The 26913-nt window shown below is 76.0% G+C and carries 19 protein-coding genes; 10 read left to right on the top strand and 9 right to left on the bottom strand.

Annotated elements, in window-relative coordinates:
• The first annotated feature begins 6 nt into the window (after positions 1–6).
• Positions 7–1386, top strand: coding sequence for an aldehyde dehydrogenase family protein (locus ABT093_RS02555; protein ID WP_350559301.1), 1380 nt, complete (start codon positions 7–9; stop codon positions 1384–1386).
• A gap of 99 nt (positions 1387–1485) precedes the next feature.
• On the top strand, positions 1486–1818 hold the full coding sequence (locus tag ABT093_RS02550; RefSeq protein ID WP_350559298.1) for a hypothetical protein: 333 nt from the start codon (positions 1486–1488) through the stop codon (positions 1816–1818).
• A 54-nt stretch (positions 1819–1872) separates the two neighbouring features.
• Here ABT093_RS02550 and ABT093_RS02545 read toward each other — a convergent pair whose 3' ends face one another.
• A complete protein-coding gene (locus ABT093_RS02545; protein WP_350559295.1) occupies positions 1873–3504 on the bottom strand; it encodes an outer membrane protein assembly factor BamB family protein in 1632 nt (543 codons plus the stop codon).
• Positions 3505–3649: 145 nt separating this feature from the next.
• On the opposite strand from ABT093_RS02545, the gene ABT093_RS02540 reads away from it, so the two are divergent.
• The gene (locus tag ABT093_RS02540) at positions 3650–4306 is read left to right on the top strand and encodes an NADPH-dependent F420 reductase (protein ID WP_350559292.1); all 657 of its coding nucleotides are present in this window, start codon (positions 3650–3652) and stop codon (positions 4304–4306) included.
• 61 nt (positions 4307–4367) lie between these two features.
• Here ABT093_RS02540 and ABT093_RS02535 read toward each other — a convergent pair whose 3' ends face one another.
• Positions 4368–9899 carry a non-ribosomal peptide synthetase/MFS transporter gene (locus ABT093_RS02535; protein ID WP_350559289.1) on the bottom strand — a complete coding sequence of 1844 codons (5532 nt, stop codon included), beginning with the start codon at positions 9897–9899 and terminating at the stop codon, positions 4368–4370.
• A gap of 103 nt (positions 9900–10002) precedes the next feature.
• Positions 10003–14976: a non-ribosomal peptide synthetase gene (locus tag ABT093_RS02530; protein WP_350559286.1), complete on the bottom strand. Its 4974-nt coding sequence runs from the start codon at positions 14974–14976 to the stop codon at positions 10003–10005.
• A gap of 584 nt (positions 14977–15560) precedes the next feature.
• Between ABT093_RS02530 and ABT093_RS02525 the strand changes: the two genes are divergently transcribed.
• Entirely contained in the window at positions 15561–15998 is a 438-nt protein-coding gene (locus ABT093_RS02525; RefSeq protein ID WP_350559283.1) for a YchJ family protein, read from the top strand.
• A 25-nt stretch (positions 15999–16023) separates the two neighbouring features.
• Here ABT093_RS02525 and ABT093_RS02520 read toward each other — a convergent pair whose 3' ends face one another.
• Entirely contained in the window at positions 16024–16830 is an 807-nt protein-coding gene (locus ABT093_RS02520) for a polysaccharide deacetylase family protein (protein WP_350559280.1), read from the bottom strand.
• Between the two features lie 307 nt (positions 16831–17137).
• Between ABT093_RS02520 and ABT093_RS02515 the strand changes: the two genes are divergently transcribed.
• Both ABT093_RS02515 and ABT093_RS02510 read left to right on the top strand, forming a co-directional pair.
• Positions 17138–17671 carry a GNAT family N-acetyltransferase gene (locus ABT093_RS02515; protein WP_350559277.1) on the top strand — a complete coding sequence of 178 codons (534 nt, stop codon included), beginning with the start codon at positions 17138–17140 and terminating at the stop codon, positions 17669–17671.
• Positions 17658–18194, top strand: a complete 537-nt coding sequence (locus tag ABT093_RS02510) for a 2'-5' RNA ligase family protein (protein WP_350559274.1) — start codon at positions 17658–17660, stop codon at positions 18192–18194. Before ABT093_RS02515 ends, ABT093_RS02510 begins: the two co-directional genes overlap by 14 nt.
• Before the next feature lie 6 nt (positions 18195–18200).
• Here ABT093_RS02510 and ABT093_RS02505 read toward each other — a convergent pair whose 3' ends face one another.
• The 3 genes from ABT093_RS02505 to ABT093_RS02495 all read right to left on the bottom strand — a co-directional run bounded on the left by ABT093_RS02505 (position 18201) and on the right by ABT093_RS02495 (position 20061).
• A complete protein-coding gene (locus ABT093_RS02505) occupies positions 18201–18467 on the bottom strand; it encodes a hypothetical protein (RefSeq protein WP_350559271.1) in 267 nt (88 codons plus the stop codon).
• Entirely contained in the window at positions 18464–18916 is a 453-nt protein-coding gene (locus tag ABT093_RS02500; protein WP_350559268.1) for a hypothetical protein, read from the bottom strand. Before ABT093_RS02500 ends, ABT093_RS02505 begins: the two co-directional genes overlap by 4 nt.
• A gap of 251 nt (positions 18917–19167) precedes the next feature.
• Entirely contained in the window at positions 19168–20061 is an 894-nt protein-coding gene (locus ABT093_RS02495) for a carbohydrate kinase family protein (RefSeq protein ID WP_350559265.1), read from the bottom strand.
• A 347-nt stretch (positions 20062–20408) separates the two neighbouring features.
• On the opposite strand from ABT093_RS02495, the gene ABT093_RS02490 reads away from it, so the two are divergent.
• The 4 genes from ABT093_RS02490 (at position 20409) to ABT093_RS02475 (ending at position 24133) form a co-directional block, all read left to right on the top strand.
• Entirely contained in the window at positions 20409–21917 is a 1509-nt protein-coding gene (locus ABT093_RS02490; RefSeq protein ID WP_502884107.1) for a M1 family metallopeptidase, read from the top strand.
• A gap of 462 nt (positions 21918–22379) precedes the next feature.
• Positions 22380–22901, top strand: a complete 522-nt coding sequence (locus ABT093_RS02485) for a SigE family RNA polymerase sigma factor (protein ID WP_350559259.1) — start codon at positions 22380–22382, stop codon at positions 22899–22901.
• Positions 22888–23805 (top strand): hypothetical protein, encoded by a 918-nt coding sequence (locus ABT093_RS02480; RefSeq protein ID WP_350559256.1) that lies wholly within the window; start codon positions 22888–22890, stop codon positions 23803–23805. Before ABT093_RS02485 ends, ABT093_RS02480 begins: the two co-directional genes overlap by 14 nt.
• An 85-nt stretch (positions 23806–23890) precedes the next feature.
• Positions 23891–24133, top strand: a complete 243-nt coding sequence (locus ABT093_RS02475; protein WP_350559253.1) for a hypothetical protein — start codon at positions 23891–23893, stop codon at positions 24131–24133.
• A gap of 21 nt (positions 24134–24154) precedes the next feature.
• Here ABT093_RS02475 and ABT093_RS02470 read toward each other — a convergent pair whose 3' ends face one another.
• Entirely contained in the window at positions 24155–25801 is a 1647-nt protein-coding gene (locus ABT093_RS02470; RefSeq protein WP_350559250.1) for a sigma-70 family RNA polymerase sigma factor, read from the bottom strand.
• A 184-nt stretch (positions 25802–25985) separates the two neighbouring features.
• The coding region (locus tag ABT093_RS02465; protein WP_350559247.1) for a CAP domain-containing protein at positions 25986–26913 on the bottom strand (928 nt) is incomplete at its 5' end.

Here is a 26913-nt window from a genome sequence, read left to right as displayed (position 1 = left end):
CCCGTCATGGCACCGTCCACCGCTCCCTCCACCGCTCCCTCCACCGATTCCGACGCCGCACCCGAACTCCACCTGACCGACCCGCGCACCGGCCACACCCGGGGCACGCTCGTCCCGGCGCGGGCCGGGCAGGTCACCGAGGCCGTGGCCCGCGCCCGGGCCGCCGCCCCGCGCTGGCGCGCGCTCACCCCGCGCGAGCGCGAGCGCCGGCTGGACGCGCTCGCCGACCTGATCGAGCGTCATCTCACCGAGTACACCGTGCTGGAGCAGGCCGGCACCGGCAAGCCCGAGGCGGAGGCGGCCTCGGAGATACGCGAGGCCGCCGACCTCTTCCGGTTCTACGCGGGCGCCGCGCGCGGCGGCACCGCCCCCGCCGCCGGCCGCTACCTGCCGGGCCACGAGAGCTGGGTGCGCTGGGAGCCGGTCGGCGTGGTCGCCGCCGTCGTCCCGTGGAACTACCCGCTGCTGATGGCCGCCTGGCGCTGCGCCCCGGCGCTCGCCGCCGGGAACACGGTGGTCCTCAAGCCCGCCGAGACCACCCCCGACTCCGCCGCGCTGCTCGCCGCCCACGCGGCCGAGGCCCTCGGCGAGGACGTGCTCACCACCCTGGCCGGTGACCGGGAGAGCGGCCGGCTGCTGGTCGCCGCCGGGGTCGACCTCATCGCCTTCACCGGCAGCGCCGCCGCCGGCGCCGACATCGCCGCCCGGGCCGGCCACCGCCGGGTCAGCCTCGAACTCGGCGGCAACAGCCCCGTGCTGGTCCTGCCGGACGCGCCCGGACACACCTGGTCCGCGCTCGCCGCCGCCTGCACCTACAACGCGGGCCAGAGCTGCGCCGCGCCGGCCCGGGTGATCACCCTCGCCGAGAACTACGAGCGGACCGTCGAGGCGCTCGCCGCCGCGCTCGGCGCCCGCGAGGCAGGCCGCGACTTCGGGCCGCTCAACAACCCCGACCAGGCCGCCCGCTACGACCGTATCCTCGCCGACTCCGCCGCCAAGCGCTCGCTGCCCGCCCCCGGACGCGGCGACGGCCTGTGGCGGCCCGCCCGGCTGCTCGCCGACCTCCCGGACGACGACCCGGCGGTGGTCGAGGAGGTGTTCGGCCCGCTGCTCACCGTCCAGCACGCACCGACCGTCGAGGCCGCGCTCGCCCTCGCCAACGCCGTGCCGCAGGCGCTCGCCGCCAGCGTGTGGACCGGCGACCTGTCCATCGCCCTCGACCTCACCGCCCGCCTGGACGCCGGCGAGACCTGGATCAACTGCCACCTGGCGCAGAGCGCCGAACTCCCGCACGGCGGCCGCGGCGCCTCCGGCCAGGGCACCGACCTGTCCGTCCTGGCCCTGCACGAGTACCAGCGGCCCAAGACGGTGACCGCCCGGCTCTGAGGCCCCGGCCGCGGATACGTCGGCGCTGAGTACGTCGCGCAAGCCGGTCCGAGTACCCGTCCCCTGCCCGGGCGGCCGGCTCCCGGGCAGGATCGGGTCATGACGAGGAGAACGGCCCCGGAGCGGGGCGAGTGGACGCGGGTGCCGTCGCGGTCGACCCTCGTCACCACGGCGTGCCTGCTGTTCGTCCTGCCGCTGCGCGGGTTCGCCGAGATGCTGACCGACGCGTGCTACGGGCCCGGCTCCTGCCCGCGCACCCACGCCGGCCTCGCCCTCTCCGACCGCCTGCTGCTCGCCGCCGTGCTGCTGACGGTCCTGCAGTGGCCGATCGCCTACCTCTCCCGCCGGGCGCGCGTCCCGGCGGGCCTCGCCCCCGGCGCCGCGCTGCTCGCGGTGGTGGTCGTGCTGTTCGCCGTCGAACCGGGCACCTGACGCCCGGTGGACCGCCCCGCACGGCGCGGGACGGTCCCACCGGGCGGGCGGCCGTCAGGCGAAGGCCGAGGGGCGTCCGAGGGCGACCAGGTGGTGGTCCTTGGTGCCGACGTAGATCCGGCCCCGGTCGGTGGCGGGCACGGAGAACTTGCTGACCGTGCCGAGCGGGAAGGAGCGGCGCAGCTTCAGGGTGCCGCCGACCGGGACGGGGTCGTAGACGCGCAGTTCACCGCCCTCGCCGTACGTGCCGGTGCCGGACCAGATCACCCAGAGCAGGGCGGAGCCGCTGCGGGTGCCGTCGGAGGTGACGACGGGCGAGCCGGACATCTTCAGGTAGTCCTCGGCGCTGGTGCCGGCACTGGTCAGCTGCGGCAGTCCGGCGCCGCTCACCGAGTACTTGAGGGCACGCAGCTTGCCGTAGTTCTCGACGGTGTAGACGTAGCCGCCGTCACCGCCCCAGACCGCCGGGTGGCCCCAGACCCCGCCGTACGGGCCGGTGCGGCCGACGACCTTGTCGGTGCCGCCCGGGCCCTGGCCCGTGCCGCCGAGGTCGTCGCGGTCGAGCAGGAAGATCCGGCCGTCCTTGCCGACCTGGACCATCAGGTGCGGGTGCGCGGCGGTGCCGAACATCGACGGGAGGGCCACCGGGCCGCCGGAGCCGAGGTCGGTGTCCCTCCGGTCGAGGGTGGCGTTGTCGGTGGGGCTGAAGAAGTCCTCGGGGGCGAAGCCGCCGTCGGCCCCGACGCCGAAGCGGATCACCGACTCGCCGAGGCCGCCGGGCGGACGGTTGCCGGGGCCGGGGGCGGGCGAGGCGCCGGCGCCCTGGCCGTTGGCGGTGGTGAGGAAGAAGCGCCCGGGGCCGTCGGAGACCAGGCCGCTGCCGGACATCCAGACCGAGGCCCGCTGGGTGTCGGAGCCGGCGACGGTGGAGAACAGGGTGAGCTTGCGGGTGCGGGTGTCCAGTCCGGCGACCGTGCCGATGTAGTCGCCGATGCCGCAGAGCGAGCCGAAGCCGAAGTAGAGCCGGCCGTCCAGCAGCAGGAGCCCGGGGCGTTGGAGGGACCGGTAGGCGTTGAACGGCTTTCCGGGGGCGTTGACCGGGTCGCCCTGGACGGTGACCGGCCAGCCGCTGCGCTCGGCGCCGGTGCGGGCGTCGACGGCGTGCACGTAGTAGTGCGGGTGGTGGTCGTCGGGGCCGTCGTCGACCTTGCTGGTGAGGTAGACGGTCCCGGTGGCGGGGTCGTACACGGGGGTCGAGGTGGTGCCGACGTTGGGGCCGGGGTCCGAGCAGCCGATCGCGGCGGACGCCCAGGCCGGGCCCATCTCGCGGTGCCAGACGATCCTCCCGGTGTTCGCGTCGACGCCGTACACGTGGTTGGTCTCGGTGGCGGTGACGACGAGGTCGCCGATCACCAGCGGCTGGGCGAAGACCTGGCCGTTGAGCTGGGTGGAGAAGCGGACGCCGAAGTCCGGCTTGTCGACCTCGGCCGGGCTCAGCAGCGGTTCGGAGCGGTCCCAGGCGGTGCGATCGGTGCCGAAGGAGATGGTGGTGACGTCGGCGCGGGCGGTGCCGGCGGCGAGCGGGCCGAGCAGGGCGAGGCCGGTGAGGAGCGCGGCGGCGCGCGGCAGGAGCCGGGCCGGGCGGCTCCGGCCACTCGGGCGGTACGGGCGGGCGGTGCGGTTCATGGCGCCATGGTTCGGCGGGCCGGTCGCCCTCACCAGCCGGGGTGGTCCAGTCGGCGGGCGCCCGTTCGCGGCGTTCGCCGGACGCGGGGACCGCGGTGATCTATCGTCGGTGCCCCAGAGGTCCGAGTGACAGGGGGTACGGCAGGTGCGGTACGGAATCATCGGGACGGGTGGGGTCGCGCGGACGATCGCGGACAAGCTGGTGGCGCTCGGCCACGAGGTGACGCTCGGTTCGCGCAGCAAGGACAACGAGGCGGCCGTGGAGTGGGCCGGTCAGGCCGGGCCGAACGGCCGGCACGGCACCTTCGCGGACGCCGCGGAGTCCGGCGAGGTGGTGCTGAACGCCACCCCGGGCACGGTGGCGGTGGAGGCGCTGCGGGCGGCGGGGGCGGAGCACCTGGCCGGCAAGCTGCTGATCGACCTCTCCAACCCGCTGGTCTTCTCGCCGGAGGGCGAGCTGACGCTGGACCCGGTGAACACCGACAGCGTCGGCGAGCGGATCCAGCGGGAGTTCCCCGAGGCGCTGGTGGTGAAGACGCTCAACACGCTGACCGCGCCGCTGATGGTGGACCCGGCCCGGCTGGAGGGCGAGCACAACCTGTTCGTGGCCGGGAACGACGCGGACGCCAAGGCGCGGACGGTGGAACTGCTGGGCACCTTCGGCTGGCCGGCCGCGTGGGTGATCGACCTGGGCGACATCACGGCTGCCCGGGCGATGGAGATGACGATGCCGTTCTGGATCCGGCTGATGGGGGCCTTCGGCACCACGGAGTTCAACTACGCCTTCAAGCGCGCGCAGTAGCGGACGGCGGCGCCCCCGCCCCCTCCGGAGAGGGGACGGGGGCGCGTCCGTGCGGGTGCCGCTACCGGCGGCCGGTGGAGGCGTGCACCCGGTCGGCCCGGTCGTCGTCCTCGACCGGTTCGGGCGTGCCCGACGGGCGCGGCACCCGGAGGGCGCCGGGGGCGCGGCGGCCCTTGCGGGCGGCCTCGGCGAGGGCGAGCTGCCGGTCGGCCTCGGCCTGGATGGCGTCCTTGTCGCCGATCTCGGCGTCCGGCACCGCGTCCGGGAGGAGGTCCTCCAGCAGGCGCAGCGGACGGTAGGCGAGGCCGAGCAGACCCCAGACGGCGAGCATCAGGCCGACCACCACCAGCAGCAGGCCGGCGCCGCGGCCCGGTCCGGTGCCGAGCACCAGGCCGACCGAGTCGGCGAGCGCGCCGCCGGGGCGCATCAGGGGCTCGAAGACGTGGTCGGAGAGCGGTCCCGCGGTGAGGAAGCCGAGCGGCATCATCGACATGGCGAGCATCTGGTTGGTCGCCAGCACGCGGCCCTGCAGCTCCATCCCCACCTTGGTCTGGATCAGCGACATCCAGTGCGAGTTGAGGATCATCATCGAGGCCCAGAGCAGGAAGAGTCCGCAGGCGGTGAGGGCGGTCTCGGGGCGGCTTCCGGTGACGACGGCGGCGAGGCCGACCACCGAGGTGAAGCCGATCATGCCGACCGAGCGGCGGCGGGTGCCGCCCCAGAGCCCCATGACCAGGGCGCCGACCATCGCGCCGAGGCCGCCGAGGGCGGTGACGACGCTGAGCTGGAAGGGCGTTCCACTGGCCAGCACCATCGGGGTGATCAGCACGGTGGCGACGGCGAACAGGTAGTTGAACACCACGAAGAAGACCACCATGGCGACCAGGCTGTGCCGGCGCGCGATGTACCGCCAGCCGGTGACGACCTCCCGCCAGAGCGGCTCCTCCTGCTTGTCGAACATGGCGTTCGGGAAGCGGACGATCAGCAGGCAGGTGACGCCGACCAGGAAGGTGGCCATGTCGAACAGCACGACGCCGTGCAGGCCGACCAGGGAGACCAGGACGCCGCCGGCCAGGATGGCCATCATGTCGCCGGCGCCGGTGCCGAGCTGGGCGAGGCCGTTGGCCTGGCCGAGGTAGCGCTTGGGCACCAGTTGGGTGATCGCGGCGAGGTAGGCGGGCCGTTGGAAGGCTCCGCAGGTGGAGGCCACGCAGGCCACGATGTAGATGTGCCAGACCTGCAGGAGGTCCGTCCACAGCAGCACGCCGAGACCGAGCATGCCGGCGGCGGCCACGGTGTCCGTGACGATCATGATCTTGCGCCGGTCGACCCGGTCGGCGATCGCGCCGGCGATCGGCAGCAGCAGGACGGCCGGCAGCACCGCGATGAACGAGATCATCGCGAAGTCGAAGGCCGAGTCGGTCTGCTGGTAGACCCAGACGCCGAGGGCGAAGGTGGACAGGCTGGTGCCGATCATCGAGACGAACTGGCCGAGCGCCACCTTGGCGAAGGTGCCCAGTTCGGCCCGGGCCGCCGGGCGCTTGCCCGCGACCTGCTCGGCCACCGTGCCGGTGGCGGAGAACTCCGCCAGCACCCGGGCGAGCTCGTCGGCCTGGTGCTTGAGGAAGTAGTGCCCGGCGCGCGGGACGACCGCGAGGTCGACGGTGTCGCCGAAGTGCTCCCACTCGGTGAACCGCTCCTCGTAGAGCAGGGTGGCGCGGTCCTTCTCGCCGACCACGCACAGGATCGGGGCGTCGATCTTCTGCGGCCGCTCGTCCCCGTAGGCGCGGGTGTAGAACTCCTCGGCCTGGCGCACGTCGTGGCGCAGCGCCCGGACCAGGAAGTCCTGCTCGGCCTGGTCGTAGACGTCGGTGAAGCCGCCCATGGCGCGCAGGTACTCGAGGTAGCCGCGGTTGGACAGCGCCCGGTCGCCCGGCATCCGGCGCGCCATCCACTCGGCGAAGCGGCCGGGCAGGCGGGCCGCCGGGAAGGTGCCGCCGAGCGCGAGGCCGCGCAGGTCGACGCCGGCCGCCTCCAGCCGGGAGCCGAGGGCGGTGGCCAGCGCCCCGCCGAGGCAGTGGCCGTAGAGCAGCACCGGGCCGTCGACCTTCTCCAGCACCTGGGCGGTCAGCGTGTCGGCGAGGGTGTCGAGATCGGCGAGCTCGTCGTCGGGGCGGCTCGGGTCGTGGCCGGGCAGCTCGACGGCGTACAGCCGGTGGCCGGCGGGCAGCGCGTCGGCGAGCGGCTGGAAGGTGATCGGGCTGCCGCCGCCGTAGGGCACGCAGACCACGTTGACCTCGGCCGGGGCGTTGCCCCGGGTGAGCTTGTGCAGAAGGGTGCGCGGGCCCTCGTCGGCGCAGCCGCCGGCCCGGGCGTCCATCAGCGCGGCGATCTCGCGGACGGTGGGGTGCTGGAAGAGGTCGATGACCGACAGGCCGTCACCGATCAGGCGCACGGCGCGCACGGCGGAGAAGGAGTCGCCGCCGAGCGCGAAGAAGTCGTCCGCCGCGCCGACCTCCTCGACCTCCAGCACCTTGCGGTAGACCTCGGCCACCGCGTGCTCGGTGTCGGTGGTCAGCTCGCCGCCGCCGGAGACCGGCTGGGCGGCGAGCGGCTCGGGCAGGGCGGCCCGGTCGACCTTGCCGTTGGCGTTCAGCGGCAGGGCGTCCAGGACGACCAGGGCGGCCGGGACCATGTAGTCGGGCAGCCGGGTGCGCAGCGCGGCGCGCAGCTCGCCCGGGTCGGGCGCGGTGGCCGGGTCGGCGGGCACCAGGTAGCCGACCAGGGTGCGGGCGGCGCCCTCGCCGCGGGCGACCACCACGGCCTCGCGCACCTCGGGTCGGGCGGTCAGCTCGGCCTCGACCTCGCCGATCTCGACCCGGAAGCCGCGGATCTTGACCTGGTGGTCGATCCGGCCGAGGAACTCGACGGCGCCGTCGGGGCGGCGGCGGACCAGGTCGCCGGTGCGGTAGCAGCGGCGGCCGTCGACCTCCAGGAAGCGCTCGGCGGTGAGGTCGTCGCGGCCCAGGTAGCCGCGGGCGACGCCGCCGCCGGAGACGTACAGCTCGCCGGGGACGCCGACCGGGACGGGGCGGCGGCGGGCGTCCAGCAGGTGGGCGCGGACGTTGCCGAACGGCCGGCCGAGCGGCGCGGTGGCCGCGTCGCCGAGGTCGGCGGGCACCGGCGTGCCGAGCATCGAGACGGTGGTCTCGGTGGGCCCGTAGTGGTTGTGCAGCGGCAGGTCGGGCCGGGCGGCGCGGATCCGGTCCACCAGGTCGGGGCGCAGCGCCTCGCCGGCGCAGATCAGCAGCCGGGCGGGGAGGATCCCGCCGAGGCCGGTGCCGTGCGCGGCCAGGCCCTCCAGGTGGCTGGGGACCAGCTTCATGGCGTCGATCCGGTGCTCGGCCGCGTAGGCGGCGAAGGCGTCCGGGTCGGTGGCCTGGTCGCGGGTCAGCAGGTGCAGGCAGCCGCCGCCGGTGAGCGCGCCGAACACGTTGGTGGTGCCGAGGTCGGCGGCGAAGGTGGAGACCAGGGCCCAGTTCCAGCCCTGCTGGTCGCCGCCGATCCGCTCGCGCAGGCCGTGCAGGTAGTTGCGGTAGTTGCGGTGCTCGACGGCGACGCCCTTGGGCGCGCCGGTGGAGCCGGAGGTGAAGATGAGGTAGCAGAGGTGCTCGGGGCGGACGTCCGCCTCGGGCGCGTCGGCGCGCTCCTCGCCGTCCGGGACGACCACCGGCAGCTCGCCGGTGAGCCGCTCGCGCAGGTCGTCGGTGGTGACGACGGCGGCGGCGCCGGAGGCGTCGAGCAGCCCGTGGATGCGCCCGTCGGGGTAGACCGGGTCGAGCGGCAGGTAGGCGCCGCCGGCCTTGAGGATGCCGAGCATGCCGACGACCAGGGCGGCGGAGCGCTCGACCAGCAGGCCGACCGGGCGGTCCGGGCCGACGCCGTGCGCGCGCAGCCGGTGGGCCAGCGCGTTGGCGCGCCGGTCGAGTTCGGCGTAGCTGAGCACGCCGTCGGCGCCGCGCACGGCGGGCGCGTCGGGGGTGCGGCGGGCCTGCTCCTCGACCAGGGCGTGCAGGGTGCCGTCGAGGTCCCAGTCGCGCAGGGTCTCCTCGTCCCAGACGGTGAGCTGCCGCTGCTCGGACGGGGTGAGCAGGGGCAGGTCGGCGAGCGGGCGGTCGGGGCCGGCGGCCATCGCGTCGAGCACCGTGGTGAGGTGGCCGAAGACGCGGTGGACGGTGGCCTCGTCGTACAGCTCGGTGCGCCAGATCAGGTCGGCGGCGAGGTCGCCGCCGGTGTCGACGACGGCCACCGACAGGTCGAACTTGGCGGTGTCGGTGCCGATCGGCCACCAGCTGACGGTGTGCCCGGGCAGCTCGGGACGGGCCTCGGCCTGGTTGTGGACGTTGAGCAGGACCTGGAACAGCGGGGTGTGCGCGAGTTCGCGCTCCAGGCCGAGGGCGTCGATCAGCCGCTCGAAGGGCAGGTCCTGGTGGCCGTAGGCGCCGAGGGTGGCGTCCTTGACCCGCTCCAGGAGTTCGCGGACCGTCGGGTCGCCGGAGAGGTCGGTGCGCATCGCCAGGGTGTTGACGAAGCAGCCGACCAGCGGCTCGGTCTCGCTGCGGGTGCGACCGGCGATCGGGGTGCCGACGGTGACGTCCTCGCTGCCGGTGTAGCGGCCGAGGACGGTCTGCAGGGCGGCCAGCAGCACCATGTAGACGGTGGTGCCGGTCTGTTCGGCGAGGGCGCGGATCCGGCGGCTGCGCTCGGCGCCGAGTTCGGCGGTGAACCGGGCGCCCGCGGTGCCGGCGACGGCCGGCCGGGGCCGGTCGGCGGGCACCGTGACGGTGGCGGTGGCGCCGCGCAGGCGCTCCTGCCACCAGGCCTGCTGGCGGTCGAGTTCGGCGGCGAGCCCGGTCTGCTGCCAGTGCGCGACGTCCGCGTACTGGACGGGCAGCGGCTCGAACGCCGGGGCGGCGCCGGTGCGCCGGGCGCCGTAGGCGGCGGCGAGGTCGCCGAACAGGACGCCGATCGACCAGCCGTCGGCCGCGATGTGGTGCAGCACCAGGGTGAGCACCGCGCCGTCGCCGGTGCGCAGCAGGGCGGCGCGCAGCGGCAGGTCGGCGGCGAGGTCGAAGGGGCGGTGGGCCTCGGTCGCCAGCCAGGCGTCGACCTCGTCGGCGGGGACGTCGGCGGTGGTGAGGGTGAAGCGGTCGGCGGGCAGCGCCTCGGCGCGCACCTCGCCGTCGACCTCCGGGTAGACGGTGCGCAGCACCTCGTGCCGGGCGAGGACGTCGGTGAGGGCGGCGCCGAGGGCGGCCTCGTCGGGCTCGCCGTCGAGGTGCAGGGCGAGCGGGATGTGGTACGCGGCGCTGTCCGGCTCGTACTGGGCGAGGAACCACATCCGGCGCTGGGCGAAGGAGAGCGGTGCCGGGGTGCCCTCGGGGCGCGGGGCTATGGTGCGGCGCTCGGCGCCGCCGGCCGCGGCCGCCGCCTTGGCGGCCTTGGCCTTGGCGAGGCGGGCGCGCAGCAGTTCCTGCCGCCGGGCGGCGGGATCCGGTTCCGGAACGGTCCCGGCGGTGTGCTGGTCGGTCATGCGGTCTCCCCCGTCGGGGCGCCGGTGTCGCCGGCGGCCGGGCGTGCGTTCATGGGTCCGGACCCACCGGTGTTGCCGGTGGGTGCGGATACGGTGGGTCGGGTCACAGCGCGCTCCCGGTGGTCCGGTCGAGGCCGAGGTCGTCGAGGTCGTCGATCTCCTCCAGCAGGCGCTCCTCGACGCGGCGGGCCAGGGCGGCCAGGGTCCGGTCCTCGAAGACGACGCGCAGGGGCAGTTCGGTTTCGAAGGTGTCGCGGATCCTGGCGAGCAGTCGGGTGGCGAGCAGGGAGTGGCCGCCGAGCGCGAAGAAGTCGTCGTGCCGGGAGACGCGCTCGACCTTGAGGACCTCGATCCACAGGTCGGCGAGCAGTTCCTCGCAGTCGCCCTCGGGCGGGGCGCCGGCGCCGCCGAGCTGCGGCACGGGCAGGGCGGCCCGGTCGACCTTGCCGGCCGGCGTGAGCGGCAGCGCGTCGAGCAGGACGAGGCCGGCGGGCACCATGTAGTCGGGCAGCCGCTCGGTCAGGGCGATGCGCAGCGCGTCCTCGGTGAGGCCGGGGGCGACGGCGTAGCCGGCCAGGGCCGCGCCGGCCGGGGTCTCGATCAGCCGGGCGGCGCCCGCGGCGACGGCGGGGACGGCGGTGATCGCGGCCTCGATCTCGCCCAGCTCGATGCGGAAGCCGCGGAGCTTGACCTGGGCGTCGGCGCGGCCGTGGTACTCCAGGCGGCCGTCGGCGCGGCGGCAGGCGAGGTCGCCGGTGCGGTACATCCGCGCGCCGTCGGTGCGGCCGGGTTCGGCGGTGAACCGTTCGGCGGTCAGGTCGGCCCGGCCGTGGTAGCCGAGCGCGACGCCGGCGCCGGCGATGCACAGTTCGCCGATGCCGTTGACCGGCACGGGCTGCCCGGCCGCGCCGAGCAGGTGCAGCCGGGTGTTGGCGATGGGCGCGCCGAGGGCCACCACGCCGCCGTGGGCGGCGAGTTCGGGGGTGACCCGCTGGACGGTGGACCAGACGGTGGTCTCGGTCGGGCCGTACAGGTTCCACAGCGCGCCGACCCGGCCGAGCAGGGCGCGGGCGAGGTCGGCGGTGAGCGCCTCGCCGCCGCACAGGGCGGTCAGCCCGGGGCGGCCGGCCCAGTCGGCCTCCAGCAGCATCCGCCAGGTGGCGGGGGTGGCCTGGAGGTGGGTGACGCCCTGCTTGTCGAGCCACGCGGCGAGCGCGGTGCCGTCGGTGGCGGTGGCGCGGTCGGCGATCTCCACCCGGGCGCCGGTGACCAGCGGCAGCCACAGCTCCAGGCCGGCGATGTCGAAGGTGACGGTGGTGACGGCGGCCATCACGTCCCGCTCGGTGAGGCCGGGTTCGCGGCCCATCGAGGTCAGGAAGTTGACGATCGCGCGGTGCGGCACGGCGACGCCCTTGGGGCGGCCGGTGGAGCCGGAGGTGTACAGCAGGTAGGCCGGGTCCTCCGGGCCGACGGTGACGGCGGGCGCCTCGGCGGGGGCCGCGGCGTGCTCGGGGCCGTCCACCAGGACGGCCTCGCGGCCGTGCAGCAGCTCGTCGCCGGCGGTGGCGCTCTCGGCGACCAGCAGGGTGATGCCGGCGTCGTCGAGCACGCCCCGGTTGCGGGCGAGCGGCTGGTCGACGTCGAGCGGCAGGTAGGCGGCGCCGCTGCGCAGCACGCCGAGCAGGGCGGCGGGCAGCAGCCGGCCGCGCCGCACGGCGACGGCGACGATGCTGCCGGGGCCGGCCCCGCGGGCGGCCAGCAGGTGGGCCAGCCGGTTGGCGGCGGCGTCGAGTTCGGCGTAGCCGAGGGTGCCGTCGGCGGCGGACACCGCGGGCGCGTCCGGGGTGCGGGCGGCCTGGGCGGCGACCAGCTCGTGCAGCCGGGCACCGGGGATCGGCGCCTCGGTGCGGTTGACCGGCTCGTCGGCCTCGCGTTCGGCGGCGGAGAGCATGGCGAGCTCGCCGAGCGGGCGGTCGGGTTCGGCGACGGCGGCGGCGAGCAGCGTGACCAGGTGGTCGAGCGCGGCGCGCACGGAGCGCTCGTCGTAGCGCGAGGTGCGGTACTCGGCGGACAGCAGCGGGCCGTCGACCGGGAACTCCAGGAACAGCGACAGGTCGGTCTTGGCGGTGCTGTTGTCCACCTCGGCGACGAACGTCAGGTCCAGGCCGGGCAGCCGGACGCCGGCCACCGGGTGGTTCTGGACCGCGAGCAGCACCTGGGAGATCGGCGAGGCGGTGAGGCCGGCCGAGCCGCCGGAGCGGCGGGCGTGGTCGACGAACGGGTGGCCGCTGTGCTCGGCGGCCTCCAGCACGGTCGGGCGCACCCGGGCGAGCAGCTCGCGGAAGGTGTCGGTGCCGGCCACGTCGAAGCGCAGCGCGACGGTGTTGATCAGCGAGCCGAGCACCGTCTCCAGCTCGGGCACCGGGCGGACGGAGAAGGGGCTGATCACCGCGATGTCGGTGTGGCCGGTGTAGCGGTGCAGCACTCCGCCGAGCGCGGCGAGCACGGCCATGTAGAGGCTGGCGCCCTCCTGGGCGGCCCACTTCTCGACGCCGGTGACGAGGGCGGCGTCGAGCGGGCGGGCGATCCGGCGGCCGGCGATGTCCTGCGGGTTGGGGTGCGGGCGGTCGCCGGGCAGGTGCTGGTCGCCCTCGATGCCGCGCAGCCGCTCGCCCCAGCGCTGGGCGGCCTCGCGGCCGGCCTCGACGTTGCGCTCCTCCCAGCGGGCGACGTCGGACAGCTGGAGCGCGGGCTCGGGCAGTTCGCCGTCCCGGTAGGCGCGGGCGAGTTCGGCGAGCAGCAGTCCGGCGGCCCAGCCGTCCATCGCGGCGTGGTGCACGGTGAACAGCAGTTCGTGCCGGTCCTCGCCGGTGCGCACGGCGAGGACGCGCAGCAGCCGGCCGTTGAAGAGGTCCAGCGGGCGGGCGGCCTCGGCGCGCAGCGCGGCGTCCAGCGCCTGCTCGTCGGGGGCCGTGCCGTCGGGCCCGGTGAGGTCGAGCAGCGGGACGTCGACGGCGTACGGGGGGCGGACGTCGGCGACGACCGGGTCGTGCTCGGTCGGGATCGGGGCTCCGCGCAGCGCGGTGCGCAGCGCCTCGTGGCGGCGGACGACCTCGCTGAGCGCGCGGCCGAGGGCCTCGCGGTCGAGGGCGCCCTCGGCGCGGATGCGCAGCGGCACGTTGTAGAGCGGGCTGTCGTGCTGCATGGACTCGTGCAGCCACAGCTCGCGCTGGAAGTCGGTGGCGCGGGCGGGCAGTTCGGCCTCGCGCTTCGGGGGCTCCACCAAGGCCCGTCCGCCGCCGCCGTTGGCGACGCGCACGGCGAGGGAGGCGATGGTCGGGGCGGCGAAGAACTCGGCGAGCGGCACCCGGGTGCCGAACTCGCGCTCGATCCGGGCGAGCAGGCCGGCGGCGAGCAGGGAGTGGCCGCCGAGGTCGAGGAAGACGTCGTGGACGCCGACCTCGGGGACGCCGAGCAGGCCCTGCCAGAGTTCGGCGATCCGGGTCTCGACGGGGGTGCGGGGGGCGACGAACAGCTCGTGCCCGGCGCGACTGCGGGCGACCGGGGGCAGCGCCTTGCGGTCGGTCTTGCCGTTGGGGGTGAGCGGCATCCGCTCCAGGACGGCGACGGCCAGCGGCACCATGTAGCCGGGCAGGGCGGCGGCGCAGTGGGCGCGCAGCTCGGCGGGCGTCGGCTCGGCGGCGCCGGGGGCGGGCTGGACGAAGGCGGCCAGGTAGTCGCCGGCCTCGTCGCGCTGGACGACGGCGGCGGCGGCCTCGACGGCGGGGTGGGTGGCGAGCACGGCCTCGATCTCGCCGAGTTCCACGCGGAAGCCGCGGACCTTCACCTGGTGGTCGACGCGGCCGTGGTACTCCAGGTCGCCGCCGGGCAGCCGGCGGACCAGGTCGCCGGTGCGGTAGCAGCGCACGCCGTCGACGTGGACGAAGCGCTCCTCGGTGAGGTCGGGGCGGCCGTGGTAGCCGCGGGCCAGGCCCTCGCCGGAGAGGTAGAGCTCGCCGATGCCGCCGTCGGGCACGGGTATCCGGTGCTCGTCGAGGACGTGGCCGAGGGTGCCTTCGAGCGGGCGGCCGATGACCGGCTCGCCGGCCTCGTCGCGGGCGACCAGCGACCAGGTGGAGTAGACGGTGTCCTCGGTGGGCCCGTAGAGGTTGTAGAGGCGCTCGACCTGGGGCTGGGCGTAGACCTTGTCGGCCAGGTGGCGGGGCAGCGCCTCGCCGGCGAGGTTGACCACGCGCACCGTGCCCGGCAGACCCCCGCCGCCGGGAAGACCGTCGCCGCGCAGCAGGGCCGCCATGGCACTGGGCACGGTGTTGACCAGGGTGACCTCGTCCCGGGCGGGCAGCTCGGGCAGGGCGAGGACGTTCTCGGCGACGATGATCGTACCGCCGACGGAGAGCGGGAGGAACAGCTCGTACACCGAGATGTCGAAGCACACGGAGGTGCCGAGGAGCACGCCGGCGAGGTCGGCGGCGGTGTAGGTGCCGGCGGCCCAGCGGAGCATGGCGTTGACGCCGCGCTGGGTGACCGAGACGCCCTTGGGGCGGCCGGTGGAGCCGGAGGTGTAGAGCACGTACGCGAGCGCGTCGGTGGTGGCGTCACCGGTGGTGGGGTGCGCGGCGGCCGGGTCGAGCGCGGCGGCGGGGCTCTCGCCGTCGACGTACAGCAGGGTGGCGCCGGCGCCGTTCAGCAGGTGCTCGTGGGCGCGGTCGGTGACCACGACGGGGGCCTGCGCGTCGCCGATGACCAGCTCCAGGCGGTCGCGCGGATAGGCCGGGTCGAGCGGCACGTACGCCCCGCCGGCCCGCAGCACCGCCAGCAGGCCGACCACGAGCTCCGCCGTCCGCGGCAGGCAGACACCGACCAGTGTCCCGGCCCGGACACCGGCGGCGGCCAGCCGGCCCGCCATCGCGTCGGCCGCGGCATCCAGCTCGCGGTAGGTCAGCCGGCGCGTGCCGTCGATCACGGCGGTGGCGTCCGGACTCCGTCTGGCCTGGGCTGCTACCAGTTCGGCCAGCGGCGCGGCCGGATCCAGCGGAGGAAGTCCCGTCGAACTCATCACTATCTCCCGAGGGTGCTGCTGCATCGACTTGTGGTCGGCGAGAAATGGGCGGTGTGCCCTGGGAGATGGTGGGGTAAAGATCTACGAATCACCAGCACATTTCCGTCACTCGTTCGATATGCCGGAAAGATCACCCTCTTCTCCCCCGTCAGCGGTGCTGAAGCGTGACGGTTCGTTGGCGATTTCTTACAGATTGTCAGCCCCCTTGACGCCCCCTTGGCAGCGACAGTTCGGACCGCTACCGTCTTCGCCAACGGTCCGTCAGCTCGGGCACCCGTGCGCCCTGCCGACACCGCAAGCAGATTTCCGGACTTTACATTGTCCGAGGACAGTCAATCGAGGGGTGTCGTGGGGAGACTCGTGGGAGGGGGCGGGCGGGACGCGGACCCGGCGGGCACCGGGTCCGCCTCCAAGGTCCGCCACCCGCCGTCCCGGACGCCTGGGGCGTCGGCCGCGTCCCGGCCCCGGTCCGGCGCCGGACCGGCGCCCGCCCCGTCCCGGGCACCCGCCCACGGCGGTCCGGGACGTCCCGGACCGGACGCCGGGCGCGAGCCGCCCCCGCGAGGCGCAAGAATGGAGCCATGTCCCGACGCCGATCCGCCACCCGCGCCGCCGCCCCCGCGCCGCGCCTGCTGCCCTCCTCGCCCTGTCCCTGCGGCCTGCCCGCCAGCTACGCCGAGTGCTGCGGCCGGCTGCACCGCGGCCAGGCCGCCGCGACCACCGCGGAGGCGCTGATGCGCTCGCGTTACAGCGCCTTCGCCGCCCGGGACGAGGCCTACCTGCTGCGCACCTGGCACCCGGACACCCGGCCGGACAGCGTCGACTTCGACCCGGCGCTGCGCTGGCTGCGGCTGGAGGTGCTCTCCGGCACCGAGGGCGGGCCGTTCCACGCCGAGGGCACGGTGGCCTTCCGGGCCCACTACGCGGACGGGCGCGAGGAGGGCGCCCTCACCGAGGACAGCCGGTTCGTCCGGCACGAGGGCGCCTGGGTGTACCTGGACGCCCTCTCGCTCGGCTGACGCCGCCGGGCCCCCGCTCCGGGGCCTACAGGTAGTCGTCCAGCCGGGCCAGCGCGTAGCCCTGCGCGGTCACCTCGTCGACCACCTTGCGCAGCAGGTCCGGCATGGTGCCAGGCCACAGGTCGGCGCCGCGGAAGTGGGTGAGGATGATGTCGCCCGGGTGGAGCCGCTGGTCCTCGTAGCGGTACTCCATGCGGTCCGGGAACGCCTCCTCGTTCCACAGCGGCACCGCCTCGATGCCGCAGGAGGCGGCGGCCCGCAGGGTGTCCTCGTTGTACTCGCCGTACGGCGGGCGGAACAGCCGCGGACGGGTGCCGATCTGCTCCTCCAGCTGGTCCTGCTGGCGGCAGATCTCCTCGCGCTGGGTGCCGTAGCCGAGCAGCTTGAGGTTGCGGTGGTTGATCGTGTGGTTGTTCACCGCGTCGCCCTGGGCCGCGAGCCCGCGGAAGTAGCCGTAGTCGGAGCGGGCCAGGTAGTCCGCGACGAAGGTGGACAGCGGGACGCCCAGCTCGTTGGCCATCCGGTTGAACTCCGGGTCCTTCTCGGCGCCGTCGTCCACGGTCAGGAAGACGATCTTCTCGTCGGTGGGCACCCGGTAGACCACCGGCGGCAGCCCGTCGGCGAGCTTCACCCCCTGCGCGGCGTACAGCGCGGGCCGGCTCGCCGGGGGCGGCGGGGCGGGCAGCGGCGGGCGTGCCAGACCCCAGCGCGCCGCGGTCTCCAGCACCGCCCTGGCCTCCCGCGCCTTGCGGGCCACCGCCTCGCCGCCGGCCTCCTCCTCCGCCCGGGCCGGCCCCGGCAGCACCAGCGGCGCCGCGGGCGGGCGGGGCACCCCGCGGTCCGCCACCGGGTCCGCCCCGTTCCGCGCGGCCGACGGCGCCGCCCCGTCCCCGCCCTGCCCGCCGCACCCCGCGACCGCGGCCGCCAGGCACACCGCCGCGAGCAGCCCGCCGCGTCCCCGCCGACGCCGGCGCCCCGCCACCCCTCCGCCCCTACGACAATCTGATGGTCTGTCCATAGACCCACTGCTCCCCCGCCACACCGGCCGCCCAATCCCCCCGTCACCCGCCCGGCCCACCGGGCCGACGATGATCGAAAAGGGCTCGCCGGGGAAGCGGCGGGCCGTCGATAATGCGCGCATGACAGCCAGCACGCAGCCCAGTACGACCGAACACTGGGCGATCGCGCCCGCCGATGTCGGGTCCGCGGAGGCCCTGGCGCTGCTCCGGGACTACTACATCGACGTCGCCAACAGCTACTACCGGCTGCGCCTCGGCCGGGAGGGGACTCCGGAGGAGATCGAGACCGGGCTCGCCGGCTCGCCCAGCGACGACCTCGCGCCGCCCACCGGCGTGTTCCTGGTCGGCCGCTACGCCGGGGAGAGCGCCGCCTGCGCCGGGCTGCGGGTCGTCGACGCCACCACGGTCGAACTGACCCGGGTCTACGTCCGCCCGGCCCGCCGCGGCACCGGCGGCGGGCCCCGGCTGATGGCCGCCGTCGACGAGGCGGCGCGGGCGCTGGGCGCCGAGCGGATCGTCCTGGACACCCGGCTCGACCTGGTGGAGGCCCGCGCCCTGTACGCCCGGCACGGCTACCGGGAGATCCCCGCCTACTCCGACCGCCCGTACGCCGAGATCTGGTACGCCAAGGACCTCACCCGTGCAGACCGTTGAACTGCTCTGCGACCCGCCGCTGGACCGCGCCGTGCGCGAGGTCTGGCAGCGGCTCGCCGACGGCGGAGTGGACAGCCTCGCCCACAACCAGCACCCCGGCCACCGCCCCCACCTCACCCTGGCCTCCTGCGCCCGGATGCCCGCCGGGGCGGGCGAGCGGCTGGACGGACTCCTCGCCGGCTCCCTGCCGCTGACCGTGCGGATGACCGGCCTGCTCTCCTTCTCCGCCCGCAGCCGGCGCCGGGTGCTCAGCTGGTCGGTCGTGCCCACCCTCGACCTGCTGCGGCTGCACCAGCGCGTCTGGGAGGTGCTGGAGCACGCCGAGGAGCCCGACCCCCACTACGTCCCCGGCCGCTGGTCCCCCCACCTCGGACTGACCCGCCGCCTCACCCCGGAGGCCGTCACCCTCGCCCACACCCTCCTCGGCCGCCACCCCGACCTCACCGGCACCTTCACCGCCGCCCGCACCTTCGACTCCGACACCCAGCGGACCCGCCCCCTGGGCGCCCCCGGCCACGGGTGACACCCGTCAGCGCCGGCCGACCGGGCTGCGGTAGCCGGGCCGGTGTTCGAGGCGGAGCCAGCGGGCCCGGCGGAGGTCCTCCGCCGCCCGTTCCCGGGACAGACCGCCGGGGCCGAGGTGGCCCAGCAGCCCCGCCCGGCCCAGGCCGACCACCAGCTCCGGGCGGGTGTTGCGGTCCCGCCGGAACCCGGGATCGCCCAGCGTGGCGGGCCCGTCGTCGCAGGACGCCGCCGCGGGCGCGGCGACGGGGACCGGGACCGGGTCGGCGGTCACGGCCGGCGCGGGCACGCAGCGCCCGCATTTTTGTCGGTCCAGCGCACCGGGCCGGCCACCTGCCCGCGCAGGTGTTCGAGCAGCGTGTCCGGATCGTGGAACCCGCCGGTGTAGTTGGAGGTGACCTGCGCCGCCCGCTCGGGCCGCAGCCGGCCCGCGCAGCGCGCGAGCGGCTCCCCGAACCGCTCCCGGGCGCCCATCGGGGTCGAGTGGAACGGCGCGCTGCCCCGGAGCCGGACGAACGTCAGGTCCGGCAGCGCCTCCTCCAGCGCGGCCCCGGCCCGCTCCACGCTCTCCGTGCTGCCGCCGATCACCACCTGGTCGGGCGAGTTGTGGTTGACCACCTCGGCGCCCGCCGCCCGGATCGGCCCGGACGCGTCGCTGTCCGCGACGCCGGTCATGATCAGCGCCGCCATCGCGCCCGCGCCGGGCGGCACGGCGTGCGGCATCAGCGCGCCGCGGGTTCGCGCACCGTGGCTTGCGAACGCCCGGGCGGGATCGCAGATTTGACCAACCCATGAACCAGGGCCGACGCGGCGTCGACCGCCACCCCCTACCGGCCGGGCCGTCCGCCGCGTCCGCGAGCAGGGCTTCGGCGCCCGGATCCCCGGCCGGAGTCCCTTGACAGCAGCGGCCGCTGGGCGCGGCGGGTGTCCGCCGGACCGTGCGGAGCGGCCCGCCGCGCCGCCCCGGCAGGGGGTCAGGCGCGCAGGGCGGCGGTGAGTTCGGCGCCGTCGGGCGGGGTGGCGCCGGGGCGGGTGACGGTGAGGGTGGCGGCGGTCGTGGCACGGGTGAGCGCGGCGGGGAGGTCGGCGCCGGCGTAACGGGCGTGCAGGAGGGCGGCCGTGAAGGCGTCGCCGGCGCCGACGGTGTCGGCGACCCGGACCGGACGGGCGGGCGCCTCGGCGCGGCGGCCGTCGGCGGTGAGCGCGAAGGCGCCGGCCGGGCCCCGGGTGACCGCGACGGTGGCCGGGCCGAGGCCGAGCCAGTGGCGGGCGGACTCCTCCGGGGTGCGGTCCGGGTAGAGCCAGGCGAGGTCCTCGTCGCTGGCCTTGACCAGGTCGCTGAGCGCCACGCAGCGCTCCACCCGGCGGACGGCCTCGGCGTGCTCCCCCATCAGCGCGGGCCGCACGTTCGGGTCGTAGCTGACGGACGCCCGGCCGCGCCGGCGCTCGACCAGGGCCAGCACGGCCGCCGCGCCGGGCTCGGTGACGGCCGCGATCGAGCCGATGTGCAGGTGCCCCGGCGGAAAGGGGAGTTCGATCGCCGGGAGGGTCCAGCCGATGTCGAAGGTGTAGTGCGCCCGGCCCTCGGCGTCCAGCCGCACCACCGCCGAGGGGGTGCGCGGGCCGTCGTCCCCGGCGGCCGGCTCGCGCAGCAGGGTGACGCCGGCCGACTCCAGATGGGCGCGGATCAGCCGCCCGTACGGGTCGTCGGCGAGCTCGGTGAGCAGCGCGACGGGCTGCCCCAGCCGCGCCAGCCCGTACGCGACGTTGGCCGGGCTGCCGCCCGGGTGGATCGCGTCGGGCGCGCCGTCGGTGCGGACGACGTCGGCGACGCACTCGCCGATCACCACGAAGTGCGGGCTGGTCACGGGGCTCGCTCCTGCCGGTCCGGTGGGCCGGCGGGGCTGCGGGCGGCCGGCACGGCTGCCCAGCCTACGAGGTGACGGGCCCGGGTGTGCGGGCACGAGTACGGCCGCCGGACCTGGCCAGGCGCTCCGACGGCCGTGGCTCCGTCCGTCAGGGGGCGGAGCACTTCGAAGGTATGACACTGCGCAGCCGCCCCGCTACTCCGGTGGTCCGTCCGGGCGACGCCGCGTGTCGCCCGGACTGTCGGAGCACTCTGCTACGGTCCGTGTCCGGAGCATCGCTGAGAGGAACCGGAACCGAAGCCGGAACCGTTCCCGGGCCGGGCGCCGGTCCGTACGACACGAGAGAGGTGATCACCTTGTCCTGGCACCGTTCCGCCCTCGCCGCCGCGCTCGCGCTGGCGGCGCTCCCGCTCGGACCGGCCGCGGCCGCCGCAGCGCCGGCCGGGGGCACCGGGGACCCCGTCTACCCCTCGCTCGGCACCACCGCCTACGACGCGCTCGCCTACGACCTCGCGTTCACCTACCGGCCCGCCACCCGCACGGTCGACGGCACCACCGTGCTGACCGCCCGCGCGCTGACCAGGACGGCGGAGCTGGAGCTGGACGCGCTGGGCCTGGACGTGCACGCCGTGCGGGTCGACGGCCGCCCGGCCGGGTTCCGGGCGCACGACGAGAAGCTCACCGTGCTGCCCGCCCGTCCGGTACGGGCGGGCACCGTGCTGCGGGTGGAGGTCGAGTACACCGCCGACCCGCGCGCCACGCTGCCGCACACGGGCTGGGTGGTGACGCCCGACGGCTTCGCGGTGGCCGGGCAGCCGGACGGCGCGCACACCGTTTTCCCCTGCAACGACCGGCCGGGCGACAAGGCCCGCTTCACCATCGCCGTCACCGCGCCGGACGACCTCCTCGGCGTGGCCAACGGCCTGCCCACCTCCACCGAGCCGCACGCCGACGGCACCACCACCCGGCGGTACGCCGTCCGCGAGCCGATGGCGACCGAGCTGCTCCAGGCCTCGGTGGGCCGCTACACGGTCCGCGAGCGCCGGGGCCCGCAGGGGCAGCCGCTGCGCGACGTCGTGCCCACCGCGCGCGCCGCCGACCTGGAGCCGGCCCTCGCCCTGACCCCCGGCCAGCTGGCCTGGGCCGAGCAGCACCTCGGGCGGTACCCGTTCGAGACGTACGGGCTGCTGCCGGCCGACACCGACGACCCGCAGGCGTTCGGCTTCACCGGGCTGGAGACGCAGACCCTGACGCTCTACAAACCGAACTTCCTGCGCCAGCCGGAGCCGCTGATCGGCTCCCACATGATGCACGAGCTGGTGCACTCCTGGTTCGGCAACAGCGTCACCCCGGGCACCTGGGCCGACCTCTGGCTCAACGAGGGCCATGCCGACTTCTACGGGCTGACGTACCGCTACGAGCGCGGCTGGCCGGACTCCGGCGGCTCCACCACGCTCACCGACCGGATGCGCCGGGTCTACGCCCAGGGCGACCAGTGGCGCCACGACTCCGGCCCGGTGGCCGTGCCGACCGCCGCGACGCTGTTCGACAGCCAGCGGTACACCGGCGGCACGCTGGTGCTGTTCGCGCTGCGGGAGCTGGTCGGGCCGGAGGTGTTCGACCGGATCGAGCGGGCCTTCCTGCGGCGTCACCGCCACGGCACCGCCACCACCGCCGACTTCCTGCGCACCGCCGCCGAGGTCTCCGGGCAGCCGCTGGACGGCTTCCTGCGCGAGTGGCTCTACGGCGAGCGGACCCCGCCGATGCCCGGTCACCCGGACTGGACGGTGGACCCGGTGGATCCCGACGCCGCCCGGCGTCCGGGCGGTGTGCCGCGCGGGTCGGGGACGCTCTGAGCCGTACGGGAGACCGGTGGACGCGCGGGGGCGGGAGACGGCGGACGGCGGGCGGGCCGCTTCGCCCGGCGCGCCCTGCGGGTGCCCCCGGGCGCCCTCCGCGCGCCCTTGGCGGGCGCGGGAGGGGGGCGGATCGTGGTGGCCACGGCCCGCCCGCCGCCCGGCCGAGTCCCGGCCGGCTCGCGGGCCGTCCAGCGTCCCCGGCCGGCCCCGCCATGCCGTTCCCGCCACCGCCCGGCCCCTCACGCCACCGCACGGCCCCCCGCGTGGCCCCCGCCCCACCGGCCCGGGAAAAATGGGCCCGCCGACCGGGCAACCCGGAGCGGACCCCAGCGCGTTCAGCAGCCGTGAGAACGACAGCGAGGACCCGGCGGCCACGGCCGACCGGCAGGACCGCCGCCACCGGGGTGGCGGCACGGGCGACGGAGACGGTGGCGGGAACGGCATGGCGGGGGCGGCGGGATGAGGGACGCGACACCGGACTTCGAGGAGTTCGTCGCCGCCCGCAGCCCCCGGCTGCTACGGATGGCCTGGCTGCTCACCGGCGACCCGCACCTGGCCGAGGACCTGCTGCAGACGGCCCTCGCCAAGGTGTGGCCGCGCTGGGCGCAGATCTCCATCGACCGGCCCGAGGCGTACGTCCGCCGGGTGCTGGTGAACTCGCACGTCTCGTGGTGGCGCCGCCGCTGGCACGGGGAGCTGCCGCACGACCAGCTGCCGGAGCCGCCGGCGGCCGCCGACCCGTTCGACGACGTGGTGCTGGGCCAGGTGGTGGCGACCGCCGTGCGGGCGCTGCCGCCCCGGCAGCGGGCGGTGGTGGTGCTGCGCTTCTTCGAGGACCTCAGTGTGGAGGACACCGCCGAGGCGCTGGGCTGCAGCACGGGCACCGTCAAGAGCCAGACGCACCGCGCCCTGCAGGCGCTGCGCGGCAAGCTGCCCACCCGGGAACTGCTCCTGGACGGGGGGCGTCGTGACGGGGCCTGAGGACACCGACTGGGACCCCGGTGCCCCGGAGGGCGACGAGGACCGCGAGGTGGCGGACGAGCTGCGGGTCCTGCTTCAGCTGGCCGCCCCCCACCTGCCGGCGCCCGAGGACCGGATGGAGCGCGTGCTGGCCCGGGCGGCCCGCACGCGCCGTCGCCGCCGCCGGGCCGCCCTCGCGGGCGGACTCGCCGTCGGCCTGACCGCGGCCGCGCTGGCCGCGGCCCCCGCGCTGGCGCCGGGGCCGGGCGGCACCGCGCTCGGCCCGGCCGCCTCCGGTCCGGCCCTCGGCGCGGTCCCGCCCGGCGCACGGCCGTCGAGCGTGCCCCCGAGCGCCGCGCCGGGCGCCGGATCCACCGGGGCCAGGACGGTCCGGTTCACCGTGCTGGACGACGTGGCCGTGGACGTGCCGGGAGGCTGGTACGACCTCACCGTGCTGCCCGGCGTCGGACAGCTGGATCCGGTCGGCTACCTCGCCAGCCAGCGGCTCGCGGGTGGAACCGGCTGCCCGACCCGCGACGGCCGGCAGGAGTCGGTGTGCCTCACCGCGGGGACGCTGCTCGACGACGGTGTGCTGGTCACGCTCCGGCTGATCCGCGACCCGAACGCCGTCGGCAAGTACCTGGGCGAGGTGGGCACGATGCAGAACATGGCGCGCGACAAGGACTGCGAGGCCCGGGGCGGCACCCTGCAGCTGTTCGGGTCCCGGGCCATGCTGCTCAACGGCAGGCCGGAGGTCGTCCAGCTGACGGCCTGTGCGAGCCGCCCGACGGACGAGACGCTCACGGCACTGTCGAAGCTGGCCGCCTCGCTGCGCCCGGCCGCCACCGCCCCGGACGGCTCGACCGTCCCGACCGCCTCGGTGGTCCCGGGGGGTCCGCGCTCACCGCTCGCCCCGACGCCATGAGGCGGAGGGCGCGCCGCCGGCCCCGGCGCGCCCCGTCGTGGCGGCCGGGCCGTAACCCGGGTGGCGGAGCGTCGTTGGACCGGACATGAAGAAGCGCAGCATGCTTGCCGTCGCCTCGCTCGCCGTCGGCGTCGTGGCCTCCCTGACCGCTCCCAGTGCCCACGCCGCCGACGGCCGGGGCGAGCTGACCGGACCGCTCCGGGGCGGGCCGCTCTCCTCGGTGCCGGACGCCCTGCCGGGGCAGGTCACGGACGCCGGCGCGGTGGTCGGTCAGGCGACCGGCCACGTCACGGGCGAGGCGCCCGGTCTGGTCGGCCTGCCGGTCTGACCCGCCTCCTCGCCGCCCCGGTCAGCCGAGCGGGGCGGCGAGGTCCTGGGTCCAGTAGACGCCCCCGGGGCCGGTGGCCACGCCGATGCCGACGTCCTTGAACGCGCAGTCCAGCATGTTCGACTGGTGGATACCGCCGTCCATCCAGCGCGTGAAGACCGCGCCCGGGGAGCTCGGTCCCCGGTCGAGGTTCTCGCCCCACTGCGACCACCGGTAGCCGGCCGCGTTCAGCCGGGTGTCCGCGCGGCTGCCGTCGGGGGCGGCGTGGTCGAAGAAGTTGCGGGCGGCCATGTCGTCGGAGTGCCTCTGGGCGGCGGCGCGCAGCTTCGGGTCGATCCGCAGGGGGGCGCAGCCGCGCCTGGCCCGCTCGGCGTTGACCAGGTCGACCAGCTGGCGTTCCTGGGTGGCCGGGGCCGTGCTCGGCCGGGTGCCGCTCGGGCCCGGGCTCGCACTCCCCGTCGGGGTGGCCGCCGGGGCCGGCACTTCGGCCGCCGGCGGTGTCGCGATCGGAGCGGCGGCCGTGGGCGGCTGGGCCGCGGGAATCGGCGCGGTGGCCGTCGCGGTCACGGCGGCCGTCGGCGGCGCGGTGTCGAGGGTGCTGACCGGGGTGGTCGCTCCGGGCACGGGATCGCCCGGTCCGGTGTGCTGGGGCCAGACCATCACGAGCGTCGCCGCGGCGAGCACGGCCGCCGTCCCGCCCGCCAGCACCGTCTTGCGGCGGACGGACCCCGCACGGCCGCCCGGTCCGCCGGCCGGGTCGGTGGGCGGTGCTCCCTCCGGAGCACCGCCCACCGGTGCGCCGGCCGCAGCTCCGGAGGAGGCGCCGGCGGAGGCGGACGAGGCCGGGGAGCCGCCGGCCGCCGCGCCCGCGGCCTGGAGGGCGAGTCCGCCCGGGGCGTCCATCGGCACGGGGACCAGCGCCAGCCCGGCCAGCAGTCCCTCGGCCGGGAACAGATCGCGTCCCAGCCCGTCGCAGGCGGCGCAGCCGCGGATGTGCCGGGCTATCCGCTTGCGCCAGACCGAGTTCGGCGTGCCGTCCCAGCCCGCCGTCAGCTCGACGAGTTCCGGGCAGCGCGGGTAGGCCCCGAGCGCGCGGACCACCACCCGGCCGGCCTCCAGCTGCTTCTTCATCCGCTGGACGCGGACGGCGGCGTGCTGCGGCGTCAGGTCGAGCGCCTCGGCGAGTTCGGCGCGGGTCAGCTCACCGCCGGCCTCCAGCCACCAGAGGGCGAGCAGTTCCCGGTCGTCCGGGTCCAGCCAGCGGGTGGCCTCGGCGACCTCCCGGCGCTGGCCGGAGAGGCCGAGCCGCAGGATGGTCAGGTCGGTGAAGTCCGCGCGCGGGTCGGCCAGCTCCCAGCTCTCGTCCAGGCCGCCGACGGCCGCCTTCTGCTGGCCGGTCGACCGGCGGCGGACCTGGTTCATGGTGATCGCGACCAGCCAGGAGCGGAACGCCTGCGGGTCACGCAGGTCCTCCAGGCCGTCCAGGGCCCGGATCATGGTCTCCTGGGCGATGTCGTCCACGTCGGCGTGGCCGTTCAGTGCCCGGCCGGCGACGTTGTAGACCAGCGGGAACCAGGCGGCGACCAGCGCCTCGCGCGCCTGCGGGTCGCCCGCCTGGGCCGCGAGCACCAGGGTCGCCCCGGCACCGCCCTGCACGTCAACGTTCATGGGTCCGCACTCCGTCTTGCTGTCATCCGTCCGCCCTGCCTCCTGGGAGACCTCCGAGGAGTGCTCAGATAACAACAATTCACGCTGATTCGGAAAATCGGAGGTCGGCGGGGGTGCGGCGGTCCGGCCCCACGGGTGCACGCGGGGCCGGACCGCCGCCGGGGAGGGTGGTTCGGAACACCCGTCAGGACGGCGCGGCGAAGACCTGCGTCCACCAGGGGCCGCCCGAGCCGGTCCGTACGCCGACCCCGATCTGCTTGAAGGAGCAGTTGAGGATGTTGGCGCGGTGGCCGGGGCTGTTCATCCAGGACTCCATCACCGCCGCCGGGTCCTTCTGGCCGCGCGCTATGTTCTCGCCCCAGGTGCTCCAGCGGTAGCCGGCCGCCTCGATGCGCTGGTCGGCGTGCCGGCCCTCGGGGCTGGCGTGGTCGAAGAAGCCGCGGTTCGCCATGTCGTCGCTGTGGAACTGGGCGGCGGTGGTCAGCCGGGGTTCGGCGATGAGCGGCCCGCAGCCGGCCTGCGCGCGCCGGACGTTGACCAGGTCCACCACCTGCTGGGCGAAGGAGCCGTTGGACGAGCCGCCCGGGTCGGCGGTGGCGGTCGGGCGCGGGGCGGTCGCGGAGGGCCTGGCGGTCGCGGTGGTCGGGGCCGGGGCCGGGGAACTCGGCTGCTGCGGTCCGGCCGGACCGCCGGGAGCGCCACCGGGCGCCGTGCTCGCGGCCGGGTCATGGGGCGTGGCGGAGGCGGTGCCGGGGGCGGCGGAGGCGCTCCGGCCCGGGGTGGCGGCCGAGGCCGAGGGCGAGGGCGTCACGGGGGCGGTGGTGGCGGCGGTGGCCGTGGGACCGGCCGTGGCCGCGTGGGCCTGGTCGGTGGCGGACGGGAGCAGGTCCGGGGCGCCGAGGCCCGCGCCGGGCACCTGGATGCCGTTGCGGTCGCCGGCCTCCGCGGCGACCAGCGGTTCGTAGGCGGCGGCCCGCGCGCCCGCGTCGGCCCCCTCCTCGCCCCGGAACACCGCGTACCCGGCGCCGGTCAGCGCGGCGATCACGCCCGTCCCGGCGACGGCCGCGACCACGGCCACCATCGGCCCGGCGCCGCCGCGGCGGCGCCGGCGG

Source organism: Kitasatospora sp. NPDC002551 (assembly GCF_040296005.1).
GTDB lineage: Bacteria > Actinomycetota > Actinomycetes > Streptomycetales > Streptomycetaceae > Kitasatospora.
The sequence above is the reverse complement of the archived record's forward strand: the minus strand, read 5'-3'. Positions and strand labels throughout refer to the sequence as shown.

What these genes read in the sequence shown, in the direction of transcription:
- ABT093_RS02525 (WP_350559283.1), top strand. Translation starts at nt 15,561, where the DNA reads ATGTCCCGACGCCGATCCGCCACCCGCGCCGCCGCCCCCGCGCCGCGC.
- ABT093_RS02515 (WP_350559277.1), top strand. Translation starts at nt 17,138, where the DNA reads ATGACAGCCAGCACGCAGCCCAGTACGACCGAACACTGGGCGATCGCG.
- ABT093_RS02550 (WP_350559298.1), top strand. Translation starts at nt 1,486, where the DNA reads ATGACGAGGAGAACGGCCCCGGAGCGGGGCGAGTGGACGCGGGTGCCG.
- ABT093_RS02500 (WP_350559268.1), bottom strand. Translation starts at nt 18,916, where the DNA reads ATGCCGCACGCCGTGCCGCCCGGCGCGGGCGCGATGGCGGCGCTGATC.
- ABT093_RS02530 (WP_350559286.1), bottom strand. Translation starts at nt 14,976, where the DNA reads ATGAGTTCGACGGGACTTCCTCCGCTGGATCCGGCCGCGCCGCTGGCC.
- ABT093_RS02485 (WP_350559259.1), top strand. Translation starts at nt 22,380, where the DNA reads ATGAGGGACGCGACACCGGACTTCGAGGAGTTCGTCGCCGCCCGCAGC.
- ABT093_RS02470 (WP_350559250.1), bottom strand. Translation starts at nt 25,801, where the DNA reads ATGAACGTTGACGTGCAGGGCGGTGCCGGGGCGACCCTGGTGCTCGCG.
- ABT093_RS02475 (WP_350559253.1), top strand. Translation starts at nt 23,891, where the DNA reads ATGAAGAAGCGCAGCATGCTTGCCGTCGCCTCGCTCGCCGTCGGCGTC.
- ABT093_RS02535 (WP_350559289.1), bottom strand. Translation starts at nt 9,899, where the DNA reads ATGACCGACCAGCACACCGCCGGGACCGTTCCGGAACCGGATCCCGCC.
- ABT093_RS02555 (WP_350559301.1), top strand. Translation starts at nt 7, where the DNA reads ATGGCACCGTCCACCGCTCCCTCCACCGCTCCCTCCACCGATTCCGAC.
- ABT093_RS02545 (WP_350559295.1), bottom strand. Translation starts at nt 3,504, where the DNA reads ATGAACCGCACCGCCCGCCCGTACCGCCCGAGTGGCCGGAGCCGCCCG.